At 62.8% G+C, this 24,462-nt stretch carries 24 protein-coding genes; 13 read left to right on the plus strand and 11 right to left on the minus strand.

Translation table 11 applies throughout. The annotated features are described in order from the left end of the window. Position 1: 1 nt before the first annotated feature. The 3 genes from LF599_RS15290 to LF599_RS15300 form a co-directional block, all read right to left on the minus strand. Positions 2–1,966, minus strand: a complete 1,965-nt coding sequence (locus tag LF599_RS15290) for a two-component system sensor histidine kinase NtrB (RefSeq protein WP_279521382.1) — start codon at positions 1,964–1,966, stop codon at positions 2–4. 7 nt (positions 1,967–1,973) lie between these two features. Then, positions 1,974–2,792, minus strand: a complete 819-nt coding sequence (locus tag LF599_RS15295; RefSeq protein WP_279521383.1) for a DUF4405 domain-containing protein — start codon at positions 2,790–2,792, stop codon at positions 1,974–1,976. A 155-nt stretch (positions 2,793–2,947) separates the two neighbouring features. Continuing rightward, the gene (locus tag LF599_RS15300; RefSeq protein WP_279521384.1) at positions 2,948–3,481 is read right to left on the minus strand and encodes a Spy/CpxP family protein refolding chaperone; all 534 of its coding nucleotides are present in this window, start codon (positions 3,479–3,481) and stop codon (positions 2,948–2,950) included. 279 nt (positions 3,482–3,760) lie between these two features. Here LF599_RS15300 and LF599_RS15305 point away from each other — a divergent pair, with 279 nt between their 5' ends. The 6 genes from LF599_RS15305 (at position 3,761) to LF599_RS15330 (ending at position 8,169) form a co-directional block, all read left to right on the plus strand. Next, on the plus strand, positions 3,761–3,964 hold the full coding sequence (locus tag LF599_RS15305; protein WP_279521385.1) for an FmdB family zinc ribbon protein: 204 nt from the start codon (positions 3,761–3,763) through the stop codon (positions 3,962–3,964). A gap of 186 nt (positions 3,965–4,150) precedes the next feature. Next, positions 4,151–4,609 (plus strand): deoxycytidylate deaminase, encoded by a 459-nt coding sequence (locus tag LF599_RS15310; RefSeq protein WP_279521386.1) that lies wholly within the window; start codon positions 4,151–4,153, stop codon positions 4,607–4,609. Continuing rightward, complete coding sequence (ribD, locus tag LF599_RS15315) at positions 4,581–5,714, plus strand: bifunctional diaminohydroxyphosphoribosylaminopyrimidine deaminase/5-amino-6-(5-phosphoribosylamino)uracil reductase RibD (protein WP_279521387.1); 1,134 nt, start codon at positions 4,581–4,583, stop codon at positions 5,712–5,714. The genes LF599_RS15310 and ribD overlap by 29 nt, the downstream gene beginning before the upstream one ends. Positions 5,715–5,825: 111 nt before the next feature. Next, positions 5,826–6,578, plus strand: coding sequence for a substrate-binding periplasmic protein (locus tag LF599_RS15320; RefSeq protein ID WP_279521388.1), 753 nt, complete (start codon positions 5,826–5,828; stop codon positions 6,576–6,578). Positions 6,579–6,689: 111 nt separating this feature from the next. Further along, a complete protein-coding gene (locus LF599_RS15325; protein ID WP_279521389.1) occupies positions 6,690–7,439 on the plus strand; it encodes a substrate-binding periplasmic protein in 750 nt (249 codons plus the stop codon). Positions 7,440–7,509: 70 nt separating this feature from the next. Next, positions 7,510–8,169: a riboflavin synthase gene (locus LF599_RS15330; protein ID WP_279521390.1), complete on the plus strand. Its 660-nt coding sequence runs from the start codon at positions 7,510–7,512 to the stop codon at positions 8,167–8,169. A 260-nt stretch (positions 8,170–8,429) separates the two neighbouring features. On the opposite strand, the gene leuS is transcribed toward LF599_RS15330, so the two are convergent. From leuS to LF599_RS15360, 6 genes are all read right to left on the minus strand, one after another. Beyond that, a complete protein-coding gene (gene leuS / locus LF599_RS15335) occupies positions 8,430–10,931 on the minus strand; it encodes a leucine--tRNA ligase (protein ID WP_279521391.1) in 2,502 nt (833 codons plus the stop codon). A 77-nt stretch (positions 10,932–11,008) separates the two neighbouring features. Next, on the minus strand, positions 11,009–11,458 hold the full coding sequence (gene nusB, locus LF599_RS15340; protein WP_279521392.1) for a transcription antitermination factor NusB: 450 nt from the start codon (positions 11,456–11,458) through the stop codon (positions 11,009–11,011). Between the two features lie 3 nt (positions 11,459–11,461). Continuing rightward, positions 11,462–11,932, minus strand: coding sequence for a 6,7-dimethyl-8-ribityllumazine synthase (gene ribH, locus LF599_RS15345; RefSeq protein WP_269943011.1), 471 nt, complete (start codon positions 11,930–11,932; stop codon positions 11,462–11,464). A 74-nt stretch (positions 11,933–12,006) separates the two neighbouring features. Then, a complete protein-coding gene (locus tag LF599_RS15350; RefSeq protein ID WP_279521393.1) occupies positions 12,007–13,218 on the minus strand; it encodes a bifunctional 3,4-dihydroxy-2-butanone-4-phosphate synthase/GTP cyclohydrolase II in 1,212 nt (403 codons plus the stop codon). Positions 13,219–13,457: 239 nt separating this feature from the next. Further along, positions 13,458–14,231, minus strand: a complete 774-nt coding sequence (locus LF599_RS15355; protein WP_279521394.1) for a GGDEF domain-containing protein — start codon at positions 14,229–14,231, stop codon at positions 13,458–13,460. Positions 14,232–14,360: 129 nt separating this feature from the next. Continuing rightward, positions 14,361–15,092, minus strand: coding sequence for a glycosyltransferase family 2 protein (locus tag LF599_RS15360; RefSeq protein WP_279521395.1), 732 nt, complete (start codon positions 15,090–15,092; stop codon positions 14,361–14,363). A gap of 323 nt (positions 15,093–15,415) precedes the next feature. On the opposite strand from LF599_RS15360, the gene lptE reads away from it, so the two are divergent. The 5 genes from lptE to lon all read left to right on the plus strand — a co-directional run bounded on the left by lptE (position 15,416) and on the right by lon (position 20,606). Continuing rightward, positions 15,416–15,913, plus strand: a complete 498-nt coding sequence (gene lptE / locus LF599_RS15365; protein WP_269942937.1) for an LPS assembly lipoprotein LptE — start codon at positions 15,416–15,418, stop codon at positions 15,911–15,913. A gap of 19 nt (positions 15,914–15,932) precedes the next feature. Further along, positions 15,933–16,928: a DNA polymerase III subunit delta gene (locus tag LF599_RS15370; RefSeq protein WP_279521396.1), complete on the plus strand. Its 996-nt coding sequence runs from the start codon at positions 15,933–15,935 to the stop codon at positions 16,926–16,928. A gap of 1 nt (position 16,929) precedes the next feature. After that, positions 16,930–17,610, plus strand: a complete 681-nt coding sequence (gene radC / locus LF599_RS15375; RefSeq protein ID WP_269943013.1) for a RadC family protein — start codon at positions 16,930–16,932, stop codon at positions 17,608–17,610. After that, entirely contained in the window at positions 17,611–17,883 is a 273-nt protein-coding gene (locus tag LF599_RS15380) for an acylphosphatase (RefSeq protein ID WP_279521397.1), read from the plus strand. A 206-nt stretch (positions 17,884–18,089) separates the two neighbouring features. After that, the gene (lon, locus tag LF599_RS15385; RefSeq protein WP_279521398.1) at positions 18,090–20,606 is read left to right on the plus strand and encodes an endopeptidase La; all 2,517 of its coding nucleotides are present in this window, start codon (positions 18,090–18,092) and stop codon (positions 20,604–20,606) included. 149 nt (positions 20,607–20,755) lie between these two features. Here the strand turns inward: lon and LF599_RS15390 are convergent, their stop codons facing one another. After that, on the minus strand, positions 20,756–21,736 hold the full coding sequence (locus tag LF599_RS15390) for a tetratricopeptide repeat protein (RefSeq protein WP_279521399.1): 981 nt from the start codon (positions 21,734–21,736) through the stop codon (positions 20,756–20,758). 264 nt (positions 21,737–22,000) lie between these two features. Continuing rightward, complete coding sequence (locus tag LF599_RS15395; protein ID WP_279521400.1) at positions 22,001–22,948, minus strand: tetratricopeptide repeat protein; 948 nt, start codon at positions 22,946–22,948, stop codon at positions 22,001–22,003. 237 nt (positions 22,949–23,185) lie between these two features. Between LF599_RS15395 and LF599_RS15400 the strand changes: the two genes are divergently transcribed. Together LF599_RS15400 and hemC are read left to right on the plus strand one after the other, a co-directional pair. Beyond that, complete coding sequence (locus tag LF599_RS15400; RefSeq protein ID WP_279521401.1) at positions 23,186–23,434, plus strand: FmdB family zinc ribbon protein; 249 nt, start codon at positions 23,186–23,188, stop codon at positions 23,432–23,434. Between the two features lie 49 nt (positions 23,435–23,483). Next, a complete protein-coding gene (hemC, locus tag LF599_RS15405; RefSeq protein ID WP_269942942.1) occupies positions 23,484–24,416 on the plus strand; it encodes a hydroxymethylbilane synthase in 933 nt (310 codons plus the stop codon). Positions 24,417–24,462: the final 46 nt, after the last annotated feature.

Below are 24,462 nucleotides of genomic sequence, written 5' to 3' on the forward strand. Positions count from 1 at the left end.
GCTATTCCTTGGCTTCCCGGTGCTGCGGGTCGGGAAAGAAGAGCTTCATCTCGGTTCCCGCACCGGGTTCGGATTCGATGATTACCCGGCCCTTGTGGGCGCGCATGATGTTGTGGACGATGGCAAGACCCAGGCCGGTGCCGGTCTTCTTGCCCGTGACGAACGGCTTGAAGACGTCGTCGCGAATTTCAGGGTCCATTCCGGGCCCGTCATCGGCCACGATAATCCAAACGCCCTCGTGCCCGCGCATGGAAACCAGGCGGACATGGCCGGGCTTGTCGCAGTCGGCGCACCCCTGAATGGCGTCCAGGCTGTTGGAAATGAGATTGAGCAGGACCTGCCTGAGCGCGTCGGGATCGGCCCAGACCGGCTCGGGGCCGAAATCGAACTCCGGCTCGATCTGCTTGTCCTCGAAATCGAAGCGCATGAGCTGCCTGAGGGAGTCGCCCACCTTGAACAGGTCGATGAACGACGGGTCGAGCTGGCGCGGCCGGGCCAGATAGAGGAGATCCGTGACCACCCGGTTGAGGCGGTCCGCCTCCTGGACCATGGCGGCGGCATACTGGTCGAGCGGAGCCTGGCCCTTGAGCTTGGTGGCGAAGAGCTGAGCGAAACCGCGCAGGGAGGAAAGCGGATTGCGCACCTCATGAGCCACACCCGCGGCCAGAGAGCCAATGGCGGCCAGCCGCTTGGCCTCGTTCAGGTCCTCCTCCAGGGAGCGGATCTGCGTGCGGTCACGGATGAGCACGAGCCGCTGGCCCAGCTCGGGCGCGGTGTCGTCGTCATGCTCCTGGAACGGCAGGAACAGAATCTCCAACTGACGGCCCTGATAGTCGAACTGTTCCCATTCCACGGAACCGGACGGCCGGGTTTCATTGGTCTGCAGGCCGAAGTCGAAATCCTGCCAGTATCCGCCCACGATCTCGGGCGGCGGCGCGGGGGCGTCCCCGTTTTTCTTTCCGGCGTTTTTTCCGCCCTTCTTTCCGGACGGTTTCCCGTTCTTCCCGCCGGGCTTGTTTTCGGCCCCGGCCTCGGAAACGGCCCCGGACTCCTCGTCCGGCCCAGGCGCGAGGAGCTGCCTCGCCGAACGGTTGGCGGCCAGTATCTCGCCGGTCTCGGCCAGAGTGACCAGGCCGTCCGGCATGTTGTCCAGCAGCTTGTTCTGGAACCGCTCCAGGCGGACGAGCTTGCGGCTCGCGCCCCGGCGGCGCAGATAGGCGAACGCCAGGGACCAGAGGACCACGGCGGCGAGAAAGACGTACCCTGTCTGATAGGTGGCGGCCTGCCGGTACTGGCGGAACTGGCGCATGTGCTTTTCGGCGTTGAGCCCCACCACCAGGTAAACCTGGGACTGGAATTCGTCGAACATCATCCCCGGCCCCATGCCCTGGCCCATGCCGGGCCCCATGTTCTGCCCCATGCCCCGGCCCTGCCCGCCCCGTCCCGACGACGGTTCCCCGTCAACGGGGTCCACGCCGAGCAGAGCCGCGATGCCGGAACGGACCTGAAGCCCGGACAGCAGCACGTTGGTCTTGTCCACCTCGGCCATGACGTGCCAGGCCCGGCCGGGTTCGATGTCCTCGGCCACGGCGTCCGGCAGTTGGAAGATGGGATGATTGTCCTTTTTCACGGAGGTCACGATGGGCCGTCCGGAGCGGTCGAACAGGGTGACGAACTCTATGTCCTCGGACTTCGCAAGCTCGGTGAAAAGCTCTTCCGTCATGGTCCGGAAAAGGGTCGAGGACTGGCCGCCCATGCGCAGGGTGCGGGCGATGCGGAAGATGTTGTTGTCCACACCGCGCAGAATGGAGTTGCCGGTCATTATCATGTGGTCCTCGACGATCTTGCGCTGCTGGGCGATGGACTGCCAAGTCAGGTACAGACTGCCGAGGCCCAGCACGATGAGGGCCAGAACAAGGGCTACGAGAGGCCCCTTCTCCTTTTCTTCCGGGTGAACTACTTCCATGTCCGCACTACTCGCCCTTGACGATCTTGTAGATATCCATGGGAGACATGTCGTGTTCGGCGGCCAGGGTCTTGAAGGAGCTCTCCGGGGCGGCGTCGATGCCCGCGTTCTTGAGCCGCGCCAGGACCTCTTCCAGCTCCAGGCCGTAGGATGAGCAGATCACGGCGACCGTCATCTTGCCGGTGCCCTCGGGCGGCTGGGGGGGCATCAAGGAAAACGGATCGTCACCTTGCTTGGCCCGGATGATGTCATAAATATACTGCGGACTCACGCCGCGCGACCGGGCGATGTCCTTTATCAGCGAATCCTCGTTCACGGACTCGTCGAACCCGGCCTCGTGCAGGGTGCTCAGGGCGAGGTCCACGTCCAACCCGAGAAATCCGCAGAACTTCTTCAGCGGGCTGGTCTCGGCGTGCCCATAGGGAGGATTGCCATATGTCACTGTGGCGTCTTCCTTGATCCGCGCACCTAAGTCGAGCAGCGTGCTCATGGGAGGCAGGCCGAAGAGAGTGCCCGCGAAAACCACAAAGACCAGAACCAAGCTGACGATCATGGGCGTCGTCATGACCACCAGATCGCGGGCCCGGTTCTTCATGTAGTTCATGAGGGGCTTCCAGTTGAGCCAAATGTGCAGAAGCAGGGCGATGAGGAACAGGGTGCCCACCGTGGTGTGAACGTCGCCCCACTGCGTCTTGGTCATGCCCAGCAGATGCCAATCGGCCCAATAGGCAACACGGCCTTCCGGCACAATATACAAAATCACGCTGGTGACGAGCGTGACGAGAAAAGAAATAAGTGCGGTAAGGGACGTGATTTTTCTGAACATCCTGGGTCTCCTCGAAAAAGTGATGCGTTGCCGCAAATTTCCTGCACCCCGCCAACGTCTGCCGACGATTATATGCGGGACAGGCGGCCCCACGCCTCCTGCCCCGCAATATCCTGTTTTCCGGGTTATCGGAAATACTGCCTCAATTCAACGAGCTAGAACATTCCCCGGTTCGTGCCCTGACCGGAGCCCATGCCCTGGCCGTAGCCGCGAACGGGACCGGAGCCGTCGCCCATGCCGTGGCCGTATCCGCGACCGAAGCCGGAACCGCGGCGGGGGCAATCGCCGAAAGCGGCGATGCCGGTGGCCTCGACGAGCTCATCGCCCATGGCCTTGCGCAGCTCAAACATCTTGCTACGCTGCTCGGAGATACCCTCAACCAACTTGGCGATGGCCGCTTCGTCAGCCTTGCCGCTGTTGATCATGGCCTGAAGCGTGGAGCGCTTGACCCAGATCTGATTGCGGACGGCCTCGAACTGCGGCTCGTATTTGTCGACGATGGCGTCGGCCTGGGCCTGCTTCTCGGGGGTCAGTTGATTGTACATGGCACCGGGGCCGTAGCCGGGACCGTAGCCCGTGCACGAGCCGGAGAATCCGCGCCCATGGCCGGGACCGGCCAGCGCGAAGGCGGCCATGCTCAGGACCAAGGCCGCAGCCAAAGCGGAGATGGTGATGTTTTTCTTTGACATGTGTCTGCCTCCTAAAGGTTTATGCATTCATGCAAACAGGTAAATGCGTGTGTGACATTCTGATTGTCATAAAGCATGGGGCGTGCCAAAAATGTAATCACTATAAATTATTACTTTATTTTAAAACACTACGCCTGTGGTGCACAATCTTTTGTGCAGATATGTTCACACACTCTGCACACATCCTGTGCAAAGTGCAAGCGGCCTCCCTTGACAAACCGCGACCGCGGCACAACCTAAGAGGCATCGACAAACCACATGGGCCACGGAGTTACAATCATGCCTATCTATGAATATACCTGTAAACAATGCGGAAACGAATTCGAAGAGCTTGTCCTGGGCGCGGAAACGGATGTGACCTGCCCCAAATGCGGTTCGGAGGATACGGAAAAAATCATGAGCGCCTGCCGCGCCAAGGTGGACGGCGGCGGCCCCAACCTCGACGCCCTGCAAGGGGGCGGCTGCGGCTCCGGCGGCGGCTGAGGAATCTAGCATCGCGCCCGGTCCGGGCGCACACGCCTTCCCACGATCCCGGCCGCACTCCTGCGGCCGGGGCTGTTTTTTCCCTCTTCCATCCGGGTCCGGCCCGACCTCGGCCGTTCCCTTTCGGCAAGAGAAATGATAGGTGGACCGAACCAAGCTCCACTTCGCAACGAACGAGGACCCCACATGCCCAACAGATTGCCCTGGCCGGAATATTTCATGCGCATCGCCCATCTTGTGGCCCAGCGCTCCACTTGCACCCGCCGCGCCGTGGGCGCCATCGCCGTGCGCGACAAGCGCATCCTGGCAACCGGATACAACGGCGTACCCACCAACATAGCCCACTGTGAAGAAGTGGGCTGCCTACGCGACCGTCTCGGCATTCCTTCGGGCGAACGCCACGAACTCTGCCGGGGCCTGCACGCTGAACAGAATGTCATCATCCAGGCCGCCACCAACGGGCTGGACCTCAAGGGGTGCGACATCTACTGCACCACCAAGCCCTGCATCCTGTGCACCAAGATGCTCATCAACTGCGGCGTGAAGAACATCTATTACAGCGAGAACTATCCAGACGAGCTGTCCGAAGCCATGCTCGTCGAAGCCGGAGTGAACCATGTTTTCATGGAAGGCGACTTCAGCTAGCGAACGATTCATGGCCCGGGCCGTTGAGCTGGCCCGGCGGGGACGCGGAGCCACGGCCCCGAACCCGTGCGTGGGGGCCGTGCTGGTCCGCGACGGCAAAGTGGCCGCCGAGGGATGGCACACCCGGTTCGGCAAGCCGCACGCCGAGCGGGAATGTCTGGCCGCCGCCCGCGCCTCGGGCGTGGACCCGCGCGGCGCGACCATGTTCGTCACCCTGGAACCGTGCAACCACCACGGCAAAACCCCGCCGTGCACCGAAGCGCTCATCGAGGCGGGCGTGGCCGAGGTGGTGGTCGGAACCCGCGACCCCAACCCGGTGGCCGCCGGCGGCGTGGAAAAACTGCGCGCCCACGGCATCAAGGTCACGGTGGGCGTACTCGAACGGAAATGCCTGGACCTGATCGACGATTTCCTGCTCTGGCAGCGAACCTACTCGTCCTACAACATCCTCAAGATGGCCGCCACGCTGGACGGCAAGATCGCGGCCGCCTCCCGCAGGCCCGAGCCGGTCTCCTGTCCCGAATCCTTTGCCAGGGTGCACGCCCTGCGCGCCATGGTGGGCGCGGTCATTGTCGGCGGCAACACCTTTTATGCGGACGATCCGAGCCTGACCTGCCGGATGGACGGCCTGCCCGAGGACTTCGTCCAGCCCTTCGGAGTGATCGTCTCCTCCCGACTGCCCGACGACCCGAGCCGCTTCACCCTGCTGCGCGACCGGCCGGAACGGGCTATCTTCATGACCTCTCAGACCGCCGCCCGCAGTCCCCAGGCCGATGTCCTGCGGCGGCGCGGCACCTCGGTCTGGCCCTTGCCCGGCCGGGCGGGCTCCCTTGCCCTCTCCTGCGGTTTCGAACGGCTGCGCTACGACTGCGGCTGCCACTACACCCTGTGCGAAGGCGGCGGCCGACTGGCCCTGGCCCTCATCGAACAGGGACTGGCCGACGAACTCATCCATTTCGTGGCGCCGCGCATTCTCGGCGACGACTCCGCCCCGGCGGCCTACTCCGGCCGCAAAGCCGCGGCCATGTCCCAGGCACTCGATTTCCGCATCGCGGAATGCGAACCAGTGGGAACGGACCTGATGCTCACCCTGCGCAACCGTTAACGCACCTTTGGCCGGACAACGGCCATTCGCTCCGGCCCATGAGCCCCCATGTCCACACCCGGCCCTGCGCGGCCGCTTGCCATCCTTTCTTCAAGCGGTTATCATTATCATATGCTGGTCGCAAAAGTCCTTGTTGCGGTCCCGCTTCTTGCGGGACTTCTTCTCGCGTCTCCCGGTTTCGCCCAGGGAACCGACGACGCCGGAAATCTAACCTACCTGACCGAAGAGTTCAGGCCCTTGAGCTATACCATTGACGGCAAGCCCGCCGGGTTGGCCGTGTCCCTGCTCAAGCTGCTCTGGAAGGAAATGGGCGTGCCGGAGCAGCCCATCCAGGTCATGCCCTGGCCTCGCGTATACGATACCCTTCAGCTCGACCCGCACATCATGATCTTTTCGATGTACCGCACGGCGGAACGGGAAAAATCCTTCAAATGGGTAGGGCCGATCGTCAAGGGGCGGCTTGCCCTCTTCTCGTTGCGCTCGCGTCACCTGAAGACGAATTCCCTAAAGAACCTCACCGGAAGCCGAATCGCCTCCCTTCGCGACATCGCGGCGGCCTCGAAAATGCTCCGCGCCGGATTCGTTCCAACCTACGCATCCAACGCCGCACATGCCATACAATTGCTCGAATCCGGCCGTGTGGACGCCCTCGCCCTGGACGAACTCAGGTTCCGCCAAGCGCTCACGACTTTGGACATTCCCCCCGAAACCTTCGAGATCATCTATGTCCTGAGCGAAGAATCGCTTTGCTACGCCCTCAGCCCCGACACTGAGGACACCCTCGTCGCCCGTTTCCAAAAAGCCCTGGACACGGTGATCAAGAAGCCGGACTACCGCAAGCTTCGTGCCCGATTCCTGAATTGATCGAGTCGATTTACAACCTCGCCGCCAATTGCTAGTGGAAGTAATATGCCACTGCGCCAACCGCCATACAGCAAACGCCCGCCAACAGGGGCCTCCCCGATCGGAATCGCGGTGATTCCGCTCCTGATCCTGTGCGGTCTGCTTCTCTTGCCGGCCCCGGCCCTAAGCGGACTGGGCAAGCCCAAGGCGCTGGAGGCGTACACTTGGCTGACCGAGGAATACTATCCGTTCAACTACACGGAAAACGGGCGGCTCCGGGGAATCTCCGTGGACCTGTTGCGCATGGTCTGGGGCGAGCTGAACATCTCCCCGAAACCCGTGGAATCCATGCCCTGGGCCAGGGCCTACGAACGGGTCCAGCACGAAGCGCACACCGTGCTGTTCAGCATGGCACGCACCCCTGAACGCGAAAAGCTGTTTCAATGGGCAGGCCCCATCGCCTCGGTCCGATTCGTGCTGATCGCCCGCAAGGACCGTCACATCCACTTGGAAACACTGGACGATCTAGAGGGATTGACCGTGGGCACCCTGCGAAAGGACGTCTTGGACGCCTTGCTCGCGAAATACCAGGATATCGCCCGCATCCAGCCCGTAGTCAGCATGGACCAGAACATAAACAAGCTCATGACGAACAGGCTGGACATGGTGGCCTACGAGGAAACCTCCTGGTACAAGATCGCGGCCCGCTACGGGTTCGATCCAGACGATTTCGAGACCGTGTACGTCCTGCGGGAAACGCCGGTGTACTATGCCTTCAACCCGGCCACCCCGACCAATCTGGTGAACGTCTTCCAGACCGCGCTTGACCGGGTCAAGGCCCGGCCGGAATACCCCGCGCTTCTTGACGCCTACCTGCGCTGACGCGCCGATTTACACCCGCCCCCCGGCCTGCTACAACGAGGCCGCACAACACAGAAACGAGGTATCATCCATGTTTACCGGACTGATAATGGGCATGGGCCGCATCGAGGCCGCCGAGGCCAGGGGTTCCGAGACGCGGTTTCGCATCCGGCCCCTCTGCGAACTGTCCGACATCGAGCTTGGCGAGTCCATCGCCGTGAACGGCGTATGCCTGACCGTGGAGACTTTCGGCGACGGCTGGTTCACCTGCTACGCCAGCCGCGAAACCCTGTCCGTGACCAGCCTGGGCGGATTGCGCCCGGGAAGCACGGTCAATCTGGAGCGGGCCATGGCCATGGGCGACCGTTTCGGCGGACATATCGTGGCCGGACACGTGGACTGCATGGCCGAGGTGGCCGAAGTGCGCCCGGCGGGCGAATCGAAAATATACCGCCTGTCCTTTGACGCGGCCCACGGGCGATACGTCATCCCCAAGGGGTCCGTGACCCTGGACGGCATCAGCCTGACGGTCAACGCCTGCGCCCCCACCTGGCTCGAAGTGAACATCATCCCGGAGACGCAACGGGTGACGACCATTTCCGGCTGGTCGTCCGGCACCAAAGTCAACATGGAAACGGACGTCATCGGAAAGTATGTGGAGCGGATGGTCCAACCCTGGACCGGCTCACCGGAAACCGACAAGGGCGCCACCGGCATCACCATGGATTTTCTACGGAAAAACGGTTTTTAACCGTCCCCGTTTGGACCGTACGAATTAAAAGGCACGCCCGCAAAGCGTGCTTTTTTTATTTATGCTTTGCCGCGATGGTTCGCGAACTCCCGACCTTCGCCGTATTCAAGGCGGGAGGCGGCGCAGTGATATCCACGCGCTGTCCCCTTCTCCTCAAAGGGCAAGAGACACACCAAAACGAAACCCGCCGCAACAAGGCTTGCAAAAGAAAAGGCCGGGAGGAAAACCTCCCGGCCTTTGCAAATCAGGCGTTTGCCGCGCTAGCCCACAACGATGTTGACCAGCTTGTTGGGAATGACAATGACCTTGCGGACGGTCTTGTCCTCGATGAACTTCTGGACGTTTTCCAGGTTCATGGCGAGCTTTTCGACCTCGGGTTGCGGGGCGTTGTTCGAAGCCTCGAACTTGCCGCGCACCTTGCCGTTGACCTGGACGACCATGGTAACTTCGTCGAGGACGAGCGCCTTTTCGTCGTATTTGGGCCACGACTGGGAGGTCAGGTGCGCCTTGTGGCCGAGGGCGGCCCAAAGCTCCTCGCAGATATGCGGGGCCACCGGGGAGAGCAGAGTGACGGCCGTGGCGATGGCCGAGGACAGGGCCGCGGGATCGGACTCCTTGAGCTCGTCCTTGACCTGGTAAAGCTCGTTGACCAGCTCCATGATGGCCGCGATGACCGTGTTGAACTGGAACTCGTTCTCGATGTCACGCGTGGCGCGACGGATGGTGTCGTGCTCCTTGAAGCGCAGTCCCTTGGCGGCCTCGCACGCGGGCTGGGTGTGGGAAGCCGGGGTCATGGGCGTAAGCACATCCTCCAGATCCTCAATCAGCCGCCACAGGCGGGACAGGAAGCGGTACGCGCCGTCAATGCCCTGATCGGACCATTCCAGCTCCTTGACCGGCGGGGAGGCGAAGAGGATGAAGAGCCTGGTCGCGTCCGCGCCGTACCTGTTGATCATGGCGTTGGGATCGACCACGTTGCCCTTGGACTTGGACATCTTGCTGCCGTCCTTGAGAACCATGCCCTGGGTCAGCAGGTTGGCGAACGGTTCGCCATGCTTGACGAAGCCGCAGTCGCGCAGGGCCTTGGTGAAGAACCGGGAGTAAAGCAGGTGCAGAATGGCGTGTTCGATGCCGCCGATGTACTGGTCCACGTTCATCCAGTAGTCCAGATGCTCCCCGCCCAGGGCCTCGTCCTCGTTGCGCGGATCGCAATAGCGCATGTAGTACCAGGAGGACTCGAAGAAGGTGTCGAAGGTGTCGGTCTCGCGCCGGGCTGGCTTGCCGCACTTGGGACAGGTGCAGTTGACGAACTCCTCCATGGCGGGCAGGGGCGACTTGCCGTCCTGGCGCACCTGGGCGTTCTCGGGCAGCAGCACCGGCAGGTCCTCGTCGGGGACCGGAACCACGCCGCACTCGTCGCAGTAGATGACCGGAATGGGCGCGCCCCAGAACCGCTGGCGGGAGACGTTCCAGTCGCGCAGGCGGTAATTGACGGCCATCTTGCCCTTGCCGGACTTGTCCAGATGCTCGACGATGGCCTTCTTGGCGTCTTCGTTGGGCATTCCGTCGAACTCGCCGGAATGAATCAGGAAGCCGGGGGCGGTGTACGCCTCGGTCAGATTAGCGGCGTCGAGCTGTTCGCCCTTTTCGTGCAGTTCGGGCGGATTGATGACCGCCTGCTTGGAAAGACCGTACTTGGTGGCGAATTCAAAATCGCGCTGATCGTGGGCGGGAACGGCCATGACCGCGCCGGTGCCGTAGCCCATGAGCACGAAGTTGGCCACGAAAATGGGGATGTCCTTGCCGGTGACCGGGTTGACGCAGTACTTGCCGGTGAAGATGCCTTCCTTCTCCAGGTCGTCAGCGCCGCGCTTGATGCGGTCCATGTTCCGGATGTTGGCCACGAAGGCCTCGATCTCGCCCTTGTTCGGGGCGTCGGCGATGAGCTTCTCCACAAGGGGATGCTCGGCGGCGACGGACATGAAGGTCGCGCCGTACAGGGTGTCCGGGCGGGTGGTGAAGACGTCGATGGACTCGTCCATGTCCTTCACCTGGAAGGTCAGCTCCGCACCGTAGGACTTGCCGATCCAGTTGCGCTGCATGGTCAGCACGCGCTCGGGCCAGCCCCCTTCCAGAGATTCAAGGTCGTCGAGAAGCTCGTCCGCGTAGTCTGTGATACGCAGGAACCACTGCTCCATATCCTTCTGCTCCACCTCGGAATCGCAACGCCAGCACAGCCCTTCCTCAACCTGCTCGTTGGCGAGCACCGTGTTGCAGGTCGGGCACCAGTTCTGCGGAGAATTCTTGCGGTAGGCGAGGCCCTTTTCCAGGAAACGGAGAAAGAATTTCTGTTCCCACTTGTAGTACTCCGGACGGCAGGTGGCGATTTCACGCCGCCAGTCGTAGGAGTATCCCAGCCGCTTGAGCTGTTCGCGCATCTCCGAGATGTTCTGGTAGGTCCAGGTGGCGGGATGGGTCTTGTGCTTGATTGCGGCGTTCTCGGCGGGCAGGCCGAAGGCGTCCCAGCCCATGGGGTGCATGACGTTGAAGCCCTGCATGGACTTGAAACGCGCAACCACGTCGCCGATGGAGTAGTTGCGGACGTGGCCCATGTGAATCTTGCCGGACGGATAGGGAAACATCTCCAGCACGTAATATTTGGGCTTGGAGGGATCCGTCTCAACCTGGAAGCAGCCGGATTCCTGCCAGATCGCCTGCCATTTTTTCTCTATGTCCTCGGGGGAATATTTGCCTAATGCCATGGTAGATGATTCCTATGTGGTCGTTTCGTCCCCGTCGACGGGCCGGGAGGCGTGGCGGATGCGTGCCTTGGGGGCGATCAGTTTCGCTTCAGGGTTTTGGCCACGCCGTCCAGAATGCCGTTCACGAAGGAACGGGACTTGTCGTCCCCGAAGGTCTTGGACAGCTCGATGGCCTCGTTGATGGCCGCCTTGACCGGAATGTCGGTGAACAGCATCTCAAACAGGGACAGGCGCAGGATGGACAGCTCGACCATGGCGATCCTTTCGATCTTCCAATGCTGCGAGTGCTCTTCGATGGTCTTGTCGATGTCGTGCAGGTTCACGTTCACGCCCATGACCAGATTGCGCGCGAAGGCGCGCGCAGTCTCGGATTCCTGTTCGAGAACCAGGGGGTTGATGTCGAACAGGGTGTCCATGTCCAAGGGGTTTTCCTTGTCAAGGAAGTGCGTGGAGTAGAGCACCTGAAAGGCCAGGGTGCGCCCCACCCTGCGGATACCGGGCCGGTTGCCCTTTGATTTCGAACTCATGGGTTAAAGCTGCTCCAGCACGCGGATCGTTTCGAGCATGGCGGACGCAGCCTCCACACCCTTGTTGCCGCCCTTGGAACCGGCGCGTTCAATGGCCTGATCCAGGGAATCGCAGGTGAGCAGGCCGAAGCCCATGGGCACGCCGGTCTCCATGGTGGAGTGGGCGACGCCCTTGGCGCACTCGCTGCAAACGTAGTCGAAGTGCGGAGTGGCGCCCCTGATGACCGCGCCGAGCACGACGACGCCGTCGTAATTGCCGGACCGTGCCAGCTTCTGGGCGGCGATGGGCAGCTCGAAGGCGCCGGGTAGGCGAACCAGGGTCAGGTCGTCCTCGGACGCGCCATGACGGACAAGGTAGTCCACGGCACCGGAGATGAGGCGGTCAACGATGAAGTCGTTGAACCGGGCGGCCACGATGGCGATCTTGAGTCCCTTGGCGTCCAGCAGTCCTTCGATGGTCTTCATGGACATGATGTCTTCTCCCTACTGATATGAAATATATAGCAGTGTAATATGTTATCGGTTCCCCAAAAGTCAAACTTTGGGGGTTACTTGCCATCCACCTTGAGAAGGTGGTGCATCTTGTCGCGCTTGGTCTTGAGGTAGCGCTCGTTGAGCTCGCAGGCACCCACTTCGATGGAAACGCGCTCGACAACCTCCAGGCCGTAGCCTTCGAGGCCGACCATCTTCTTGGGATTGTTGGTCATCAGGCGCATCTTGGACACGCCCAGGGCCACCAGAATCTGCGCCCCGGTGCCGTATTCGCGCATGTCCGGCGGAAAGCCGAGCTTGACGTTGGCCTCGACGGTGTCGAGTCCCTGGTCCTGCAGGTGGTAGGCGCGGATCTTGTTGCCGAGGCCGATGCCGCGTCCTTCCTGGCGCATGTAGACGAGCACGCCCTTGCCTTCGTTGCGGATCATGCACATGGCGTCCTGCAACTGGGGACCGCAATCGCAACGCAGCGAACCGAACACATCGCCGGTCAGGCACTCGGAGTGGACGCGAACCAGGGTCGGCTCGTCGGGGTGAATGTCACCCATGTAAAGGGCGATGTGCGTCTTGCCGTCGGCCTCGGAATGGAAGGCGGCGGATTCAAAGTTGCCCCAGCGGGTGGGCAGATGGGCCTCGCCAACCTTGGTCACGGACTTGCCGTCGAACTTCATGCGGTAGGCGATGAGGTCGGCCACGGAGCAAATCTTGAGCCCGTGCTTCTTGGCGTATATTTCCAGGTCGGGCATCCGGGCCATGGTGCCGTCCTCGTTCATGATCTCGCAGATGACCGCGGCGGGCTTGAATCCGGCCAGACGGGCGATGTCGCTTCCGCCTTCGGTCTGGCCCGCGCGCACCAGCACGCCGCCGTCCTTTGCCCGCAGGGGGAACACGTGGCCGGGGGTGACGATGGAATCGTGGTCGGCTCCGTCGGCCACGGCGGCCAGCACGGTGGTGGCGCGGTCCTTGGCCGAGATGCCGGTGGTCACGCCCTCGCGCGCCTCGATGGAAACCGTGAAATTGGTACCGAAGCCGGACTCGTTCTTCTTGGTCATCAGCTCCAGGCCGAGAGCGTCGGCCATTTCATTGGACATGGGCAAACAGATAAGCCCGCGTCCGTAAGTGGCCATGAAATTGATTATCTCCGGCGTAACCGCCTCGGCGGCGCAAACCAGGTCGCCCTCGTTTTCGCGGTCTTCGTCATCCACCATGATGACCATCTTGCCCTGGCGGATATCCTCAATGGCTTCTTCTATCTTGCAAAGGGACATGCTTCTACCTCGATGATGGTTTACCCTGACGGGCGCGTGAAAAACCGCGCCCCTCGCCAAACGGCGGGGAACCAATGTACTTAGCGCAAATGGCCCCGCTGGGGAAGTGGAAAATTCCCAAGTGAAAGGCTTTGAATATCAAACGGTTGTTAAAGGCGATTTCCAAAGAGCCCTGTTCATACGGTCCGACGGCCGTCTTCCGAAGAATGGCGCGGCGCCTTCAACAGCGGGTCCGGCGGTCAGACCAGGGTGAGTTGCCGTTCGTGCGCGGGCTCGTGCATGAATACCTGGTTGCGGCCATTTTGCTTGGCCTGATGCATGGCCCGGTCCGCGGCCGTTATCAGGGCGTCCCGCGACGAACACCTGTCCGGACGAAGCGAAACAAGGTCGGCCACGCCGCAGGACACGGTCACCCTGATCTCCGGCCCCTCCAGGCTGATGTCGTTGACCTCCACGATCATGCGCAGCTTCTCGGCAGCCTGTGCCGCCTGCCGCGCGTCCGCCTCGGGCAGGATGACCATGAACTCCTCGCCGCCGTAGCGGACCGCGATGTCCGAAGCGCGGATGTTGGCCTTCAGCAGCCGGGCCACTTCGGCCAGGGCCAGGTCGCCCTGCGGATGGCCGAAGGTGTCGTTGATCCGCCTGAAGTCGTCGAGATCGACCATGACCAGGGCCAGATCCTTGCCATAGCGGCGGGCGCGGTCGATCTCCTCGTCCAGCCGTGCGAAGAACCAGGGGCGGTTGGGCAGGCCGGTCAGCTCGTCGTGGGTGATCAGGGAGTCAATTTTCTCGTTGGCACCGCGCAGCAGCCGCATGAACCGGGTGGCGCAGAGCAGAGCGACGGCCAGGAGCAGGACGGCGGCCAGAAACGGGACGGTCAGGGCGTATTCCCGGTCGTTCAACAGGGTGACGGGAAGCAGCGTGAAGACGATCACGGTGACGGACAGGCCGCATTGGAGGAGGAAAATACACCGCGCCTGTCGCGTCAGGCGTCCTTTGGAGGGCTGGGACATGCTGCTCTTCCTTGTGTTCACGGTGGGACTTGCGCGCATTGTACCCGTATCGGCGAAAAAGAAAAGAGGACTGTCGCGCACCGCTCGGCCGCCGCCTCGAAGAAGGAGGCGGCCCGAGCGTGCTGAAGATCAGGCCCGCATCGAGTCGGTCCGGAGCGCGGACAGTGCGGTTGCCGGAGGCGTGACGCGCCGGGCCACGAGTTCGTCGAGCAGGGCCTTTTGGCGGGAGGACAGGGCCGCCCGGTCCAGGCTTCGCCCCGCGTCCAGAATGCCGACCACCTCCTCGATCACCGTCACGCTGCGTGCCGTGCGGTACCAGTCCGCGATGTTGCAGCGGCAGGCGTCCGGCTTGTCGTGGTGCCGCCAGCCGCCGCATCGGTCGGCCACCAACGCGCGCGACAGGCACAGGCTCAAAAGATTCATATTGCCCGGCCGCACCAGGGGGCCGTCGTCGAGAACGGGCAGCCACGGCTGGTCCAGGGTGAGTTGCGCGTCAACGCGGGCGACGACCATCTCGGCATCCAGATGCCGGAGATAGCGGCTCAGCGCGCACGGCTTGAGCACGTTGTCGTCATCCAGAAAGACGAGCTTCCCGCCGTCCGCCAGCTTGATGAGGATGTCGCGGACCCCGTGGCCCCGGTTGCGGTCGCCGGGCAGGCTGTAGACCCGGACCGGATAGGCACAGCGGGGGGCCGTTCCCCGCACGCCGTCGAAGCCGACGAGTATCTCCACCTGGTTGCGCTCCAGCCCGGCGAACCGGGCCGCCCTTTCCACGGATTGCACCGCGTTGTTCAGGGCGTTGGGCCGATTCCCGGCCGTGGGCGTGATGATTGAAAACAGAATATCGCCGTCCCTGGCCATATCGTTGTCTCCCTCCCGCGTCCTTGCGGGGTTGGCGGGGCGAACGCGCCCCGATGATAGTCTTCGCGAAAGACCGGGAAGGACCCGGCGTTTCATTTTACGTATCGGTGAGATCGGGGTATTGTTTAGGGCGGAAAAGCGTTTTTCTTTGCCTTGCAGGCGGCTTATGTTGTTTGGGAAGGGCCTCCGCAAGAGCTTTTTTGCGGAAAGACGCCTTGACGGATCAACGCGCCGTCCAACGAAGCGCCCCCCCCTTCGGGACGGCTGGACCTTTGCCGCGAATCCCTTTATCGTTCCCCAATCATCGACCTTTGGAGAATCAAATGCCCCTGCTTCGATATGCGACGCTATTCATGCTCTTCATCCTGGCCGGATGCGCCGGGTATTCCTTCGGCCCGGGCGAAGCTTCCGTGCTGCCCCCGCAATACCGCGTTCTGGCCATCGACGAAGTCGTCAACCCGACCACCCTGCCGTGGCTTGAGCCGCGTCTGCGCAAACTGCTGCGCGACGAGATGAACAATCGGGGAACCTTCGCCTGGACGGACCAGCGCGACAAAGCCGACGCGGTCATTACCATAGACATTGAGCGTTACTACCGGCCCACCGCCGTGGAAGACTCCGACGAACGGACCCTGCTCACCAAGGCCGTGTTCCGATTCAACGCGACCATCCGCTCCACCACGGACGAGTCCGTGCTCTGGGACTCGGGAAGAATCACCGAAAACTGGCCATACGACTACGGCAACGGCGAAGAAGCGGACATGGAGGTCACCAAACGCGGCATTCAGCGGCTGGCCGACCTCATGACCGAGGACTACTAGCAACCTATCGGAACGGACCATGGCGAACCGGCCCAGATATATTTTTCTCATCTGCCCCGACCCGCAGCTCATCAAAACTCAGGTGGATGAGCGTCTGAAGTCGTCCGGCCAGGACGGCTGGGAAATCAAACCCTTCTGGGGCGACGACGAGGACCCCTTGCCCCAGGCGTTCTGGACGGACCTGACCATCAAGTCGCTCTTTCCCCAGCCCAAGGCCCTGGTGGTTCGCCGCGCCCATGCCCTCAAGGCCGACCAGTGGGACAAGCTCGACGCTTCCGTCAGAGGACTCGGCCAGGACATCTACCCGTTTTTCTGTCTCGAAGGCGAATGGAAAGGCAAAAAGCCCCCTGTTCCTCCGGCGCTGTCCCGGCGATCCCTTTACAAAAAGGCCCGGGACGCGGGCTGGGTCTGGGAATCCCCGGGACTGGACCAACGCTCCATGACCGGCTTTGTCAAGGCTTGGGCCGCCAAGTGCGGACTGACCTTCGAGCCGGGCGCGGGACAGGCCCTTGCCATGGCCCTGCCCACGGACGCCGTGGCCTCGCGCTTGGAGCTGGACAAGATCGAGCTGGCCGCGGGCGCTGAAAAGATTGTCCGCAAGGATCATGTCTCCCTGGTGGCCCGCACCGGCGAGATGCCCTTCTTCGACCTCATGGACGCCCTTGGCCAGCCCGGGGCCGAGGCCTCGATCTGGAAAAGAGTCATCGACGACCACTCCAAGTCCGCGAAGGACCAGATGCTTTTCAACCTCATCGGGTTTCTGGCCAGCCAGGCGCGCATGTACTGGCTCCTGGCTCACGGCGGCAAGGCCGCGGGCAGCCCGTTCATGCTCAAGAAAAAGGCTCCTCTGGCCAAACGTCTCGGCGCGGCCGGAGTGGCCCGCATGATCGACCTGGCCATGGAAGCGGAGCTCTCGCTCAAAACCGGCGAGCGCAAATACGAAGAGGCCCTGGACATGCTCATGGCCGGGCTGATCGATCTTTTCCAGCCCAAGACCCGGGCCGGACGCTACTGAGATGCCCAAGGACGCCCCCCACTACGCAGGCCACCGCCAGCGGCTCAAGGCCAGGCTGACCGACAACCCGCGCGGCCTGGCCGACTACGAGGTCCTTGAACTGTTCCTTGCCATGAGCCTGCCCCGACGCGACACCAAGCCCATCGCCAAGGAACTCATAGAGCGCTTCGGCTCCCTGAAGGAAGCGGTCATGGTGCGTCCCGACCAACTCGAAGGGATCAAGGGCCTCGGACCCGCCGTTCGGACACAGTGGGCGCTTTTCCAGGAACTGCACGCCAGGCTGGGCGAGGCCGACGCACGGCGCGGCCGGTCCGTGACCGACCCCGCGGCCCTGGCCAGGGCCGCCATGGCACGGCTCGGGAACAAGGAGATCGAGGAATTCTGGGCGGTCTTCATGGACACCAAGAACCGGATCATCGCCTGGGAGCCGATGAGCAAAGGCACTACCAACGCCACGGCCGTGTTCCCGCGCGAGATCGCTGCGGCCGCCCTGCGCGTCGAAGCCACCAACATCATCCTCGTCCACAACCACCCCGGCGGGGGCAGCAACCCGTCCGCCGAGGACATAATCCTCACCACCAAGGTGGCCGAAGCCTGCGCCAGCCTGGATATCGCCGTTCGCGACCATATCATCGTCACCGACCACGACTATTACAGCTTCAACGAATTCGGGAGGCTCTAGATGCAGGAACTGGCCGCCATCGTCCGGGGAAAGGTCCAGGGGGTCTGGTTCCGGGGATGGACGCGCGAAACAGCGCGCGACTTCGGCGTCGCAGGCTGGGTGCGCAACCTGCCCGACGGTTCCGTGGAGGTCCTCGCCCAAGGCACGCCCGAACAGCTCGACAGGTTCGAGGAACGCCTCCGACAGGGGCCGCCGCTCGCCCGCGTCACCACCATCGACTCCCGACGCGCCCCGGTGGAAACGGCCCTGACGGGCTTTTCCGTGCGCCGCTGACTCTTCACGGCCTTCATCCCCGCTCCATCCCACCTCTCTTCCTGTATTTTATCGCCGCATCACGGGTCGTGACGGCTGCATTTCCCATAAACGAACCAAACAAGGCAAGAATCGCGAATTTACCATAATAATGGACTTGCCAACGCGATCTGACGATATATGTAGTCAAACACCGTCTGTTTGCACACAAATCAGAGGATACGCATTTGAGCCAGAAAAAGAAAAAATCCCCCATCCGCCCGTCGCGCATCAAGCGCAGAAAGCCGGATGTCGACATTGATAAGACGCCGAAGCCCGGCAAACCCGAAAAGACCGGCGAGGACATCCCCGAGATCATCGAGGCGCTGACCAATGCCCCGGGCGCGTCCATGTTCAGCGATGGCGAGGACGTTCCCGGCCACAACCCGGCCGACATCCCCCAGGTCCTGCCCGTGCTCGCCGTGCGCGACATCGTGGTCTTCAACTACATGATCCTGCCGCTCTTCGTGGGCCGCGAGAAATCCGTTCAGGCCGTCGACGCGGCACTGGCCGGCGACCGTTACATCCTTATCCTGACCCAGAAGGACGAAAGCGTTGAGGACCCCGGCCCGGACGACCTCTACGCCACAGGCACCGTGGGCATGATTATGCGTATGCTCAAGATGCCCGACGGCCGCCTCAAGGTCCTGGTCCAGGGGCTGGCCCGCGCCAAACTGAAACGGTTCACCTCCAACGACCCGTACCACATCGCCGAGCTGACCCCGATCGTCGAGCCCGAGGCTGGGACGCTGAACGCCGAGCAGGAGGCCCTTGTCCGCTCCTCTCGCGAGCAGTCCGAACGCATCCTTTCCCTGCGGGGCATCTCCAGCGCGGACATCATGTCCGTGCTCAACAGCGTGTCCGACCCCGGCAGGCTGGCCGACCTCATCGCCTCCAACCTGCGCATGAAGGTGGAAGCCGCCCAGAAGATTCTGGAATGCGTCGACCCCCTCAAGCGATTGGAACTGGTCAACGAACAACTGCTCAAGGAGGTCGAGGTGGCCTCCATGCAGAACAAGATCCAGACCATGGCCAAAGAGGGCATGGACAAGGCCCAGCGCGACTTTTACCTGCGCGAGCAGATCAAGGCCATCAAGCGCGAACTCGGCGACGAGGGCGACGAATCCGAGGAGATGGAGGAACTGCGCAAGGGGCTGGCGGCCTCGGGAATGCCCAAGGACGTCATGAAGGAAGCCTTCAAGCAGCTCAGGCGGCTGGAAACCATGCACGCCGAATCGAGCGAGGCGACGGTTATCCGCACCTACCTCGACTGGATGATCGACCTGCCGTGGAAAAAGCTCTCCCGCGACCGGCTGGACATCAAGAAGGCGGAAGAAATTCTCAACGCCGACCACTATGATCTGGAAAAGGTCAAGGAGCGCATCCTCGAATACTTGAGCGTGCGCAAGCTCAACCCCAAGATGAAGGGCCCGATCCTCTGTTTCGTCGGCCCTCCGGGCGTGGGCAAAACCTCGCTCGGCCGCTCCATCGCCCGTTCGCTGGGACGCAAGTTCCACCGCATGTCCCTGGGCGGAATGCGCGACGAGGCCGAAATTCGCGGTCATCGGCGGACCTACATCGGCGCCATGCCCGGACGCATCATCCAGGCGATCAAGCAGTGCGGCACGCGCAACCCGGTAATCATGCTCGACGAGATCGACAAGCTCGGCTCCGATTTCCGTGGCGACCCGTCCTCGGCCCTGCTCGAAGTCCTTGACCCCGAACAGAACAACACGTTCACCGACCACTACCTGAACGTGCCCTTCGATCTGTCCAAGGTCATGTTCGTGTGCACGGCCAACATGCTCGACTCCATCCCCGGCCCGCTCATGGACCGCATGGAGGTCATCCGCATCCCGGGCTACACCGAGCAGGAAAAAACCGTCATCACCCGACGCTACATCATTCCCCGCCAGATCAAGGAAAACGGCCTCGACGAGGGAGAACTCATCATCTCCGACAAGCTCGTGGCCAAGGTCATCCGCGAGTACACCCGCGAGGCCGGGCTTCGCAACGTGGAGCGCGAAATCGGTACCCTGAGCCGCAAAATGGCCCGGAAAAAGGCCGAAGGCGAAAAGGGGCCGTTCAAGATCACGGCGAACAACCTTTACAAGCTCCTCGGTCCGCCGCGCTTCCTCGACGACGAGAAGGAACCCACCCTGCCGCCGGGCGTGGCCGTGGGCCTCGCCTGGACTCCGGTGGGCGGCGAGATACTGCACATCGAGGTGACCACCATGCCGGGCAAGGGCAAGCTGATCCTGACCGGCAAGCTCGGCGACGTGATGAAGGAATCGGCCCAGGCCGCCCTGTCCATCGCCCGCGCCAGAGCCGACCTCTACGGCATCGACCCGGCCTTCGCCGAGAACCGGGACATCCACGTGCACGTCCCGGCGGGAGCCACGCCCAAGGACGGCCCGTCCGCAGGCGTCACTCTGGTCACCGCGCTCATCTCCGCCCTGACCGACACCCCGATCTGCCCGGACCTGGCCATGACCGGCGAAATATCCCTGCGCGGCCGAGTCCTGCCCGTTGGCGGCATCAAGGAAAAGATCCTCGCCGCCGTGTCACGCGGCATGAAGAAGGTCCTCATCCCGGCCCAGAACAAAAAGGACCTGGCCGAGATTCCGGACGAGCTGCGCAAAAGAATCTCCATCAAGACCATCGAAAAGGTGGACGAGGTCTGGCCCCTCGCCAAGGCCGAGTAAACCGGAACGATCATATCGAAACCAAAGGGGACCGCAGTATACTGCGGTCCCCTTTTCCTTTTGGATTTCCCTCATGCCTTTCGCATCCATCGGACCGACGCGCGGCAGAGGCTACATCTTCAGCGTCGCGGGCTGGACATGGGCCCTGACTACATGCCCACCGCATCGCGGCCCGGCAGGGACAATCCCCGGTCGCGCCGCTGGTCAAGGGAGGGCGCGGCCGACTCGGACAGTTTTCCCGAGTGGCCGGCTCCGATCCGCGCGCGGACAAAAGTGTCGGGACCGGGAAGGATGTCGCAGAGCAATGCGGCGCGGCGGGCCACGCCTTCCGGCACAGGCGGCTTGCCGTAACGCCTCCGCAGGCCGGGATTGTCCGCCAGCGCGTGTATGAGGGCCGCGAGGTCGCGGGCGAGCGGAAGGTCCGGATTGAACTCGAAACAACGCCCAAGGGTGGTCATGCAATCCCACCACTGGCCCTGCTCGTAATACACGCGGGCCAGGTTGTAATAAAGATGGTCGTCCTTCTCCGCATACTTGAGCGCCCGGCGGTAGCAGATCGCCGCGCCGTCGAGAAAGCCTATCTTGCGCAGAGCGATGCCGAACTCGTTGAAGAGATGCTGGTCCTTGCCGGGGAACGGGGTTCTGACCCGCAGCAGCTCGCCGAGGAACACGCGCCCCTTGGCCGTGCGCCTCGCGAGGAGGAGTTCCCGGGCCAGCTCGAACAGGCCGCGCACGTTGGCCTCGTCCACGGCGGGCGGGAGAAGCGAATCATCCGCCACCCGACAGGTCTCGGCAGGCCGGTAGCCATTGCGCCGAACCGAAGGGAGCATCCTGTTCTCGAACACGGCCACTTCCGGGGTGTATCGGACAATCAACTCGTCGGCGGTGATGACCGACTCCTCGCCAAAGGGCAGGAACGCATCATCCAGACCGCGCACGACGTAGCCGTCCTCACCGTCCTGGCAAACGAACCAGTAGCGGACCCGCCCTCGCCTGCCTTGTGCGGTTGTCTTTCCGGAATCGTGGGAGTCATCGGTGGAGAAAACACAGCGAACCGGGCCAAGCCCCCGTTGCGGGGCACTACTGGCGAGGCTTCTGCCGTCTAGAGAAACTGACGCATCCGTCATCATGGGTCACCCTTCCGCAGGGGGACGGCCATGCCCTATTCAAGCCTGCCCGATCCGCGCTTTCCCCGAACGCGAACCGGCGACGACAGCCGAGGGCACGGCATTTCCCCTGCGCCATCCGGTGGGCTCCCGCAGTCACCAGGCGCATTGCGTGAAAAAGGTCCGGCAACGCCGAACAGCCTTTCCACCCCGTATTCCCGAATCTTATCGGCCTGGCGGGCAAAGGACTTTAGCGCAAAAAGGATGGAACGGAGATCGGGACCGAGACTATTTCCCGCCCCGACGCTTGAACTCGACATGTCCCACGCCGCCGGACCGGGCGCGTCCGGGCTCCACGGGATTGACCATCAGGGTATCGTCGAGCTTGAGCCTGCCGGAACCGGCGGCCAGGATTTGGCGGGCGCGGGCGGCCACGGCGGGCGGCACCGGCGGCTTGCCGTAGCGATCGGCCAGTCGCTCGTCCGTCTCCAGCCGGACCATCAACCCGAGCAGGCTGTTGGTCGGCCCAAGACCGGGATTGAACTTGTTGGACTGGATGAGGTAGTCCAGCGAGCGGGTCCAGTCGCCGTTCTCGTAATGGGCGCGCCCCAGATTATAGAGGAGATTCTCGTCTTCCGGCGCATAGTCCAGAGCGCGGATAAAGAAGGAAATGGCCTCGCCGTACAGACCGCACTTGCGCAGGCCGATGCCGCATTCGTTGAACAGGAACTGGTCCTTGCCTGCGAAATCGGCCTTGATCCCGGCCAGATCGGCGAACAACACGGCGGCGCGGCCGGGCTCGCCCTGTTCCAGGTAAAGCAGCCCCAGGCCAAAGAGGCCGCTGAAAACCCGCCTGTCGATGGCGGCGGACCGGACATCCTCGGGCGTGCCGCGCTCAAGCATGGCCGGGACGACCCGTTCCTCGAAAAAGGCCAACTCGGGAGAATGGTTCCCGGCAAGCTCGTCCAGGGAAATCAATTCGGCCTCGCCCATGGGCAGGCGACGGTTGCTGAGCAACCGGACGGCGAACTCGTCCTCGCCGATCTGCTCCACGAAACGGAAGGTCAGGCTCTCGTGGGAGCGGCTGTTTGCGCCCATGCCCATCTTCACGGCCGTGCGGACGGAAAAAACGCAACGGACCGCGCCCTCCGCCAGATATGCCTGTCCGGACGGACGGGTGGTCCCGGCCTCACCATTCCCGGTATCGAGATGCAACGCAAAGAATTCGTCTTTCATGGTCCCTCTGCGGCTTGAGCCGGGCGGACGCGCCCGCCGACCTTTTGCCCCTCATGTTAGCCGGGGCCGAAGCGCGGTGTAAAGCCCCGATTCGGACATAGGGGGGTAGACACAGCGCGCAACGGACTTACCTTAAGCTCCTGCCGGGCGGCGACGTTGCCAGCCCGGTTCTTTTCAGCTATGGAAACCCTCTGCCGGGAGTTCCCGGCCCATCACAACACCGTTTCGGAGCACGCCATGCCCATATTCGAATACAAATGCAACGCGTGCGGCAACGAATTCGAGGAACTCGTTTTCGACCGCGACGAATGCCCCACATGCCCCAAATGCCAGTCCACCGACACCGGCAAGCTCATGAGCGCCGTCCGGTCCAAGGTCGGCGGATTCAGTCCGGACGCGGGCGGCGACAGTGCCCCCGCCAAATCCAGTGCGCCCTCTTCCGGCTGCGCGGGCTGTTCCGGCGGCAACTGTTCCAGTTGCGGCTAATCTCCGAATGCCATCTTCCCATGGTGGAAGTCATACCAGAGGAATCTGCATGAAAAAGCTCACCATCGCCACGCGCGGCTCCGCCCTGGCCCTGTGGCAGGCCAATCATATCAAGGACCTGCTCGAAGCCGAACATCCCGGCCTGTCCGTCGACCTGCTCAAGATCAAGACCAAGGGCGACAAGATTCTGGATGTGCCGCTGGCCAAGGTCGGCGGCAAGGGACTGTTCGTCAAGGAGATCGAGGAGGCCCTGCTGGACGGCCGTGCCCAGTTGGCCGTGCATTCCATGAAGGACGTGCCCACCGAGCTGCCCGACGGCCTTGAGGTCGGCATCATCCCCGAACGCGAGGAAGCCACCGATTCCCTGCTCTCGGTCAAATACGACGGCCTCAAAGGGCTGCCCGAGGGAGCCAAGGTCGGCACCTCAAGCCTGCGCCGCCAGTCCCAGCTCTGCGCCCTGCGTCCGGACCTCCGGATCGAGACCCTGCGCGGCAACCTGGATACCCGGCTGAACAAGCTCCTGAACGGCGAATACGACGCCATCGTCCTGGCCACCGCCGGACTCAAGCGGCTGAACATGTCCGCACCCAAGCAGGAGATACTGAGCCCGCCCGAGTTTCTGCCCGCCGTGGCCCAGGGCGCGCTCGGCATAGAGTTCCGCTCCGACGACGCCGAAGTGCGCGGTATGCTCGCCTTCCTGGATCACGCCCCCACCCGCTATCAGGTCCTGGCCGAACGCGGCTTCCTGACCGGACTGGACGGCGGCTGCCAGGTGCCCATCGCGGCCTGGTCCGAGATCGAAGGCGACACGTTGCGGCTGACCGGCTACGTGGCCGAAGTGGACGGCTCCACTCCCATCCGCCGAGTAGTCGAGGGAAATGTGCGGCACGCCTGGGACATGGGCATGATTTTGGCCGGACGAGTCCTCGAAGCAGGCGGCAAGGCCATCCTCGACGAAGTCTACGCCCGGGAAACAAAGTAGTCTGCGACGCGGCCCGCGCCGCGTCATATACATTTCTTTATATGAA

Origin of the sequence: Pseudodesulfovibrio thermohalotolerans, assembly GCF_021353295.2 — a bacterium.
GTDB classification, from domain to species: domain Bacteria; phylum Desulfobacterota; class Desulfovibrionia; order Desulfovibrionales; family Desulfovibrionaceae; genus Pseudodesulfovibrio; species Pseudodesulfovibrio thermohalotolerans.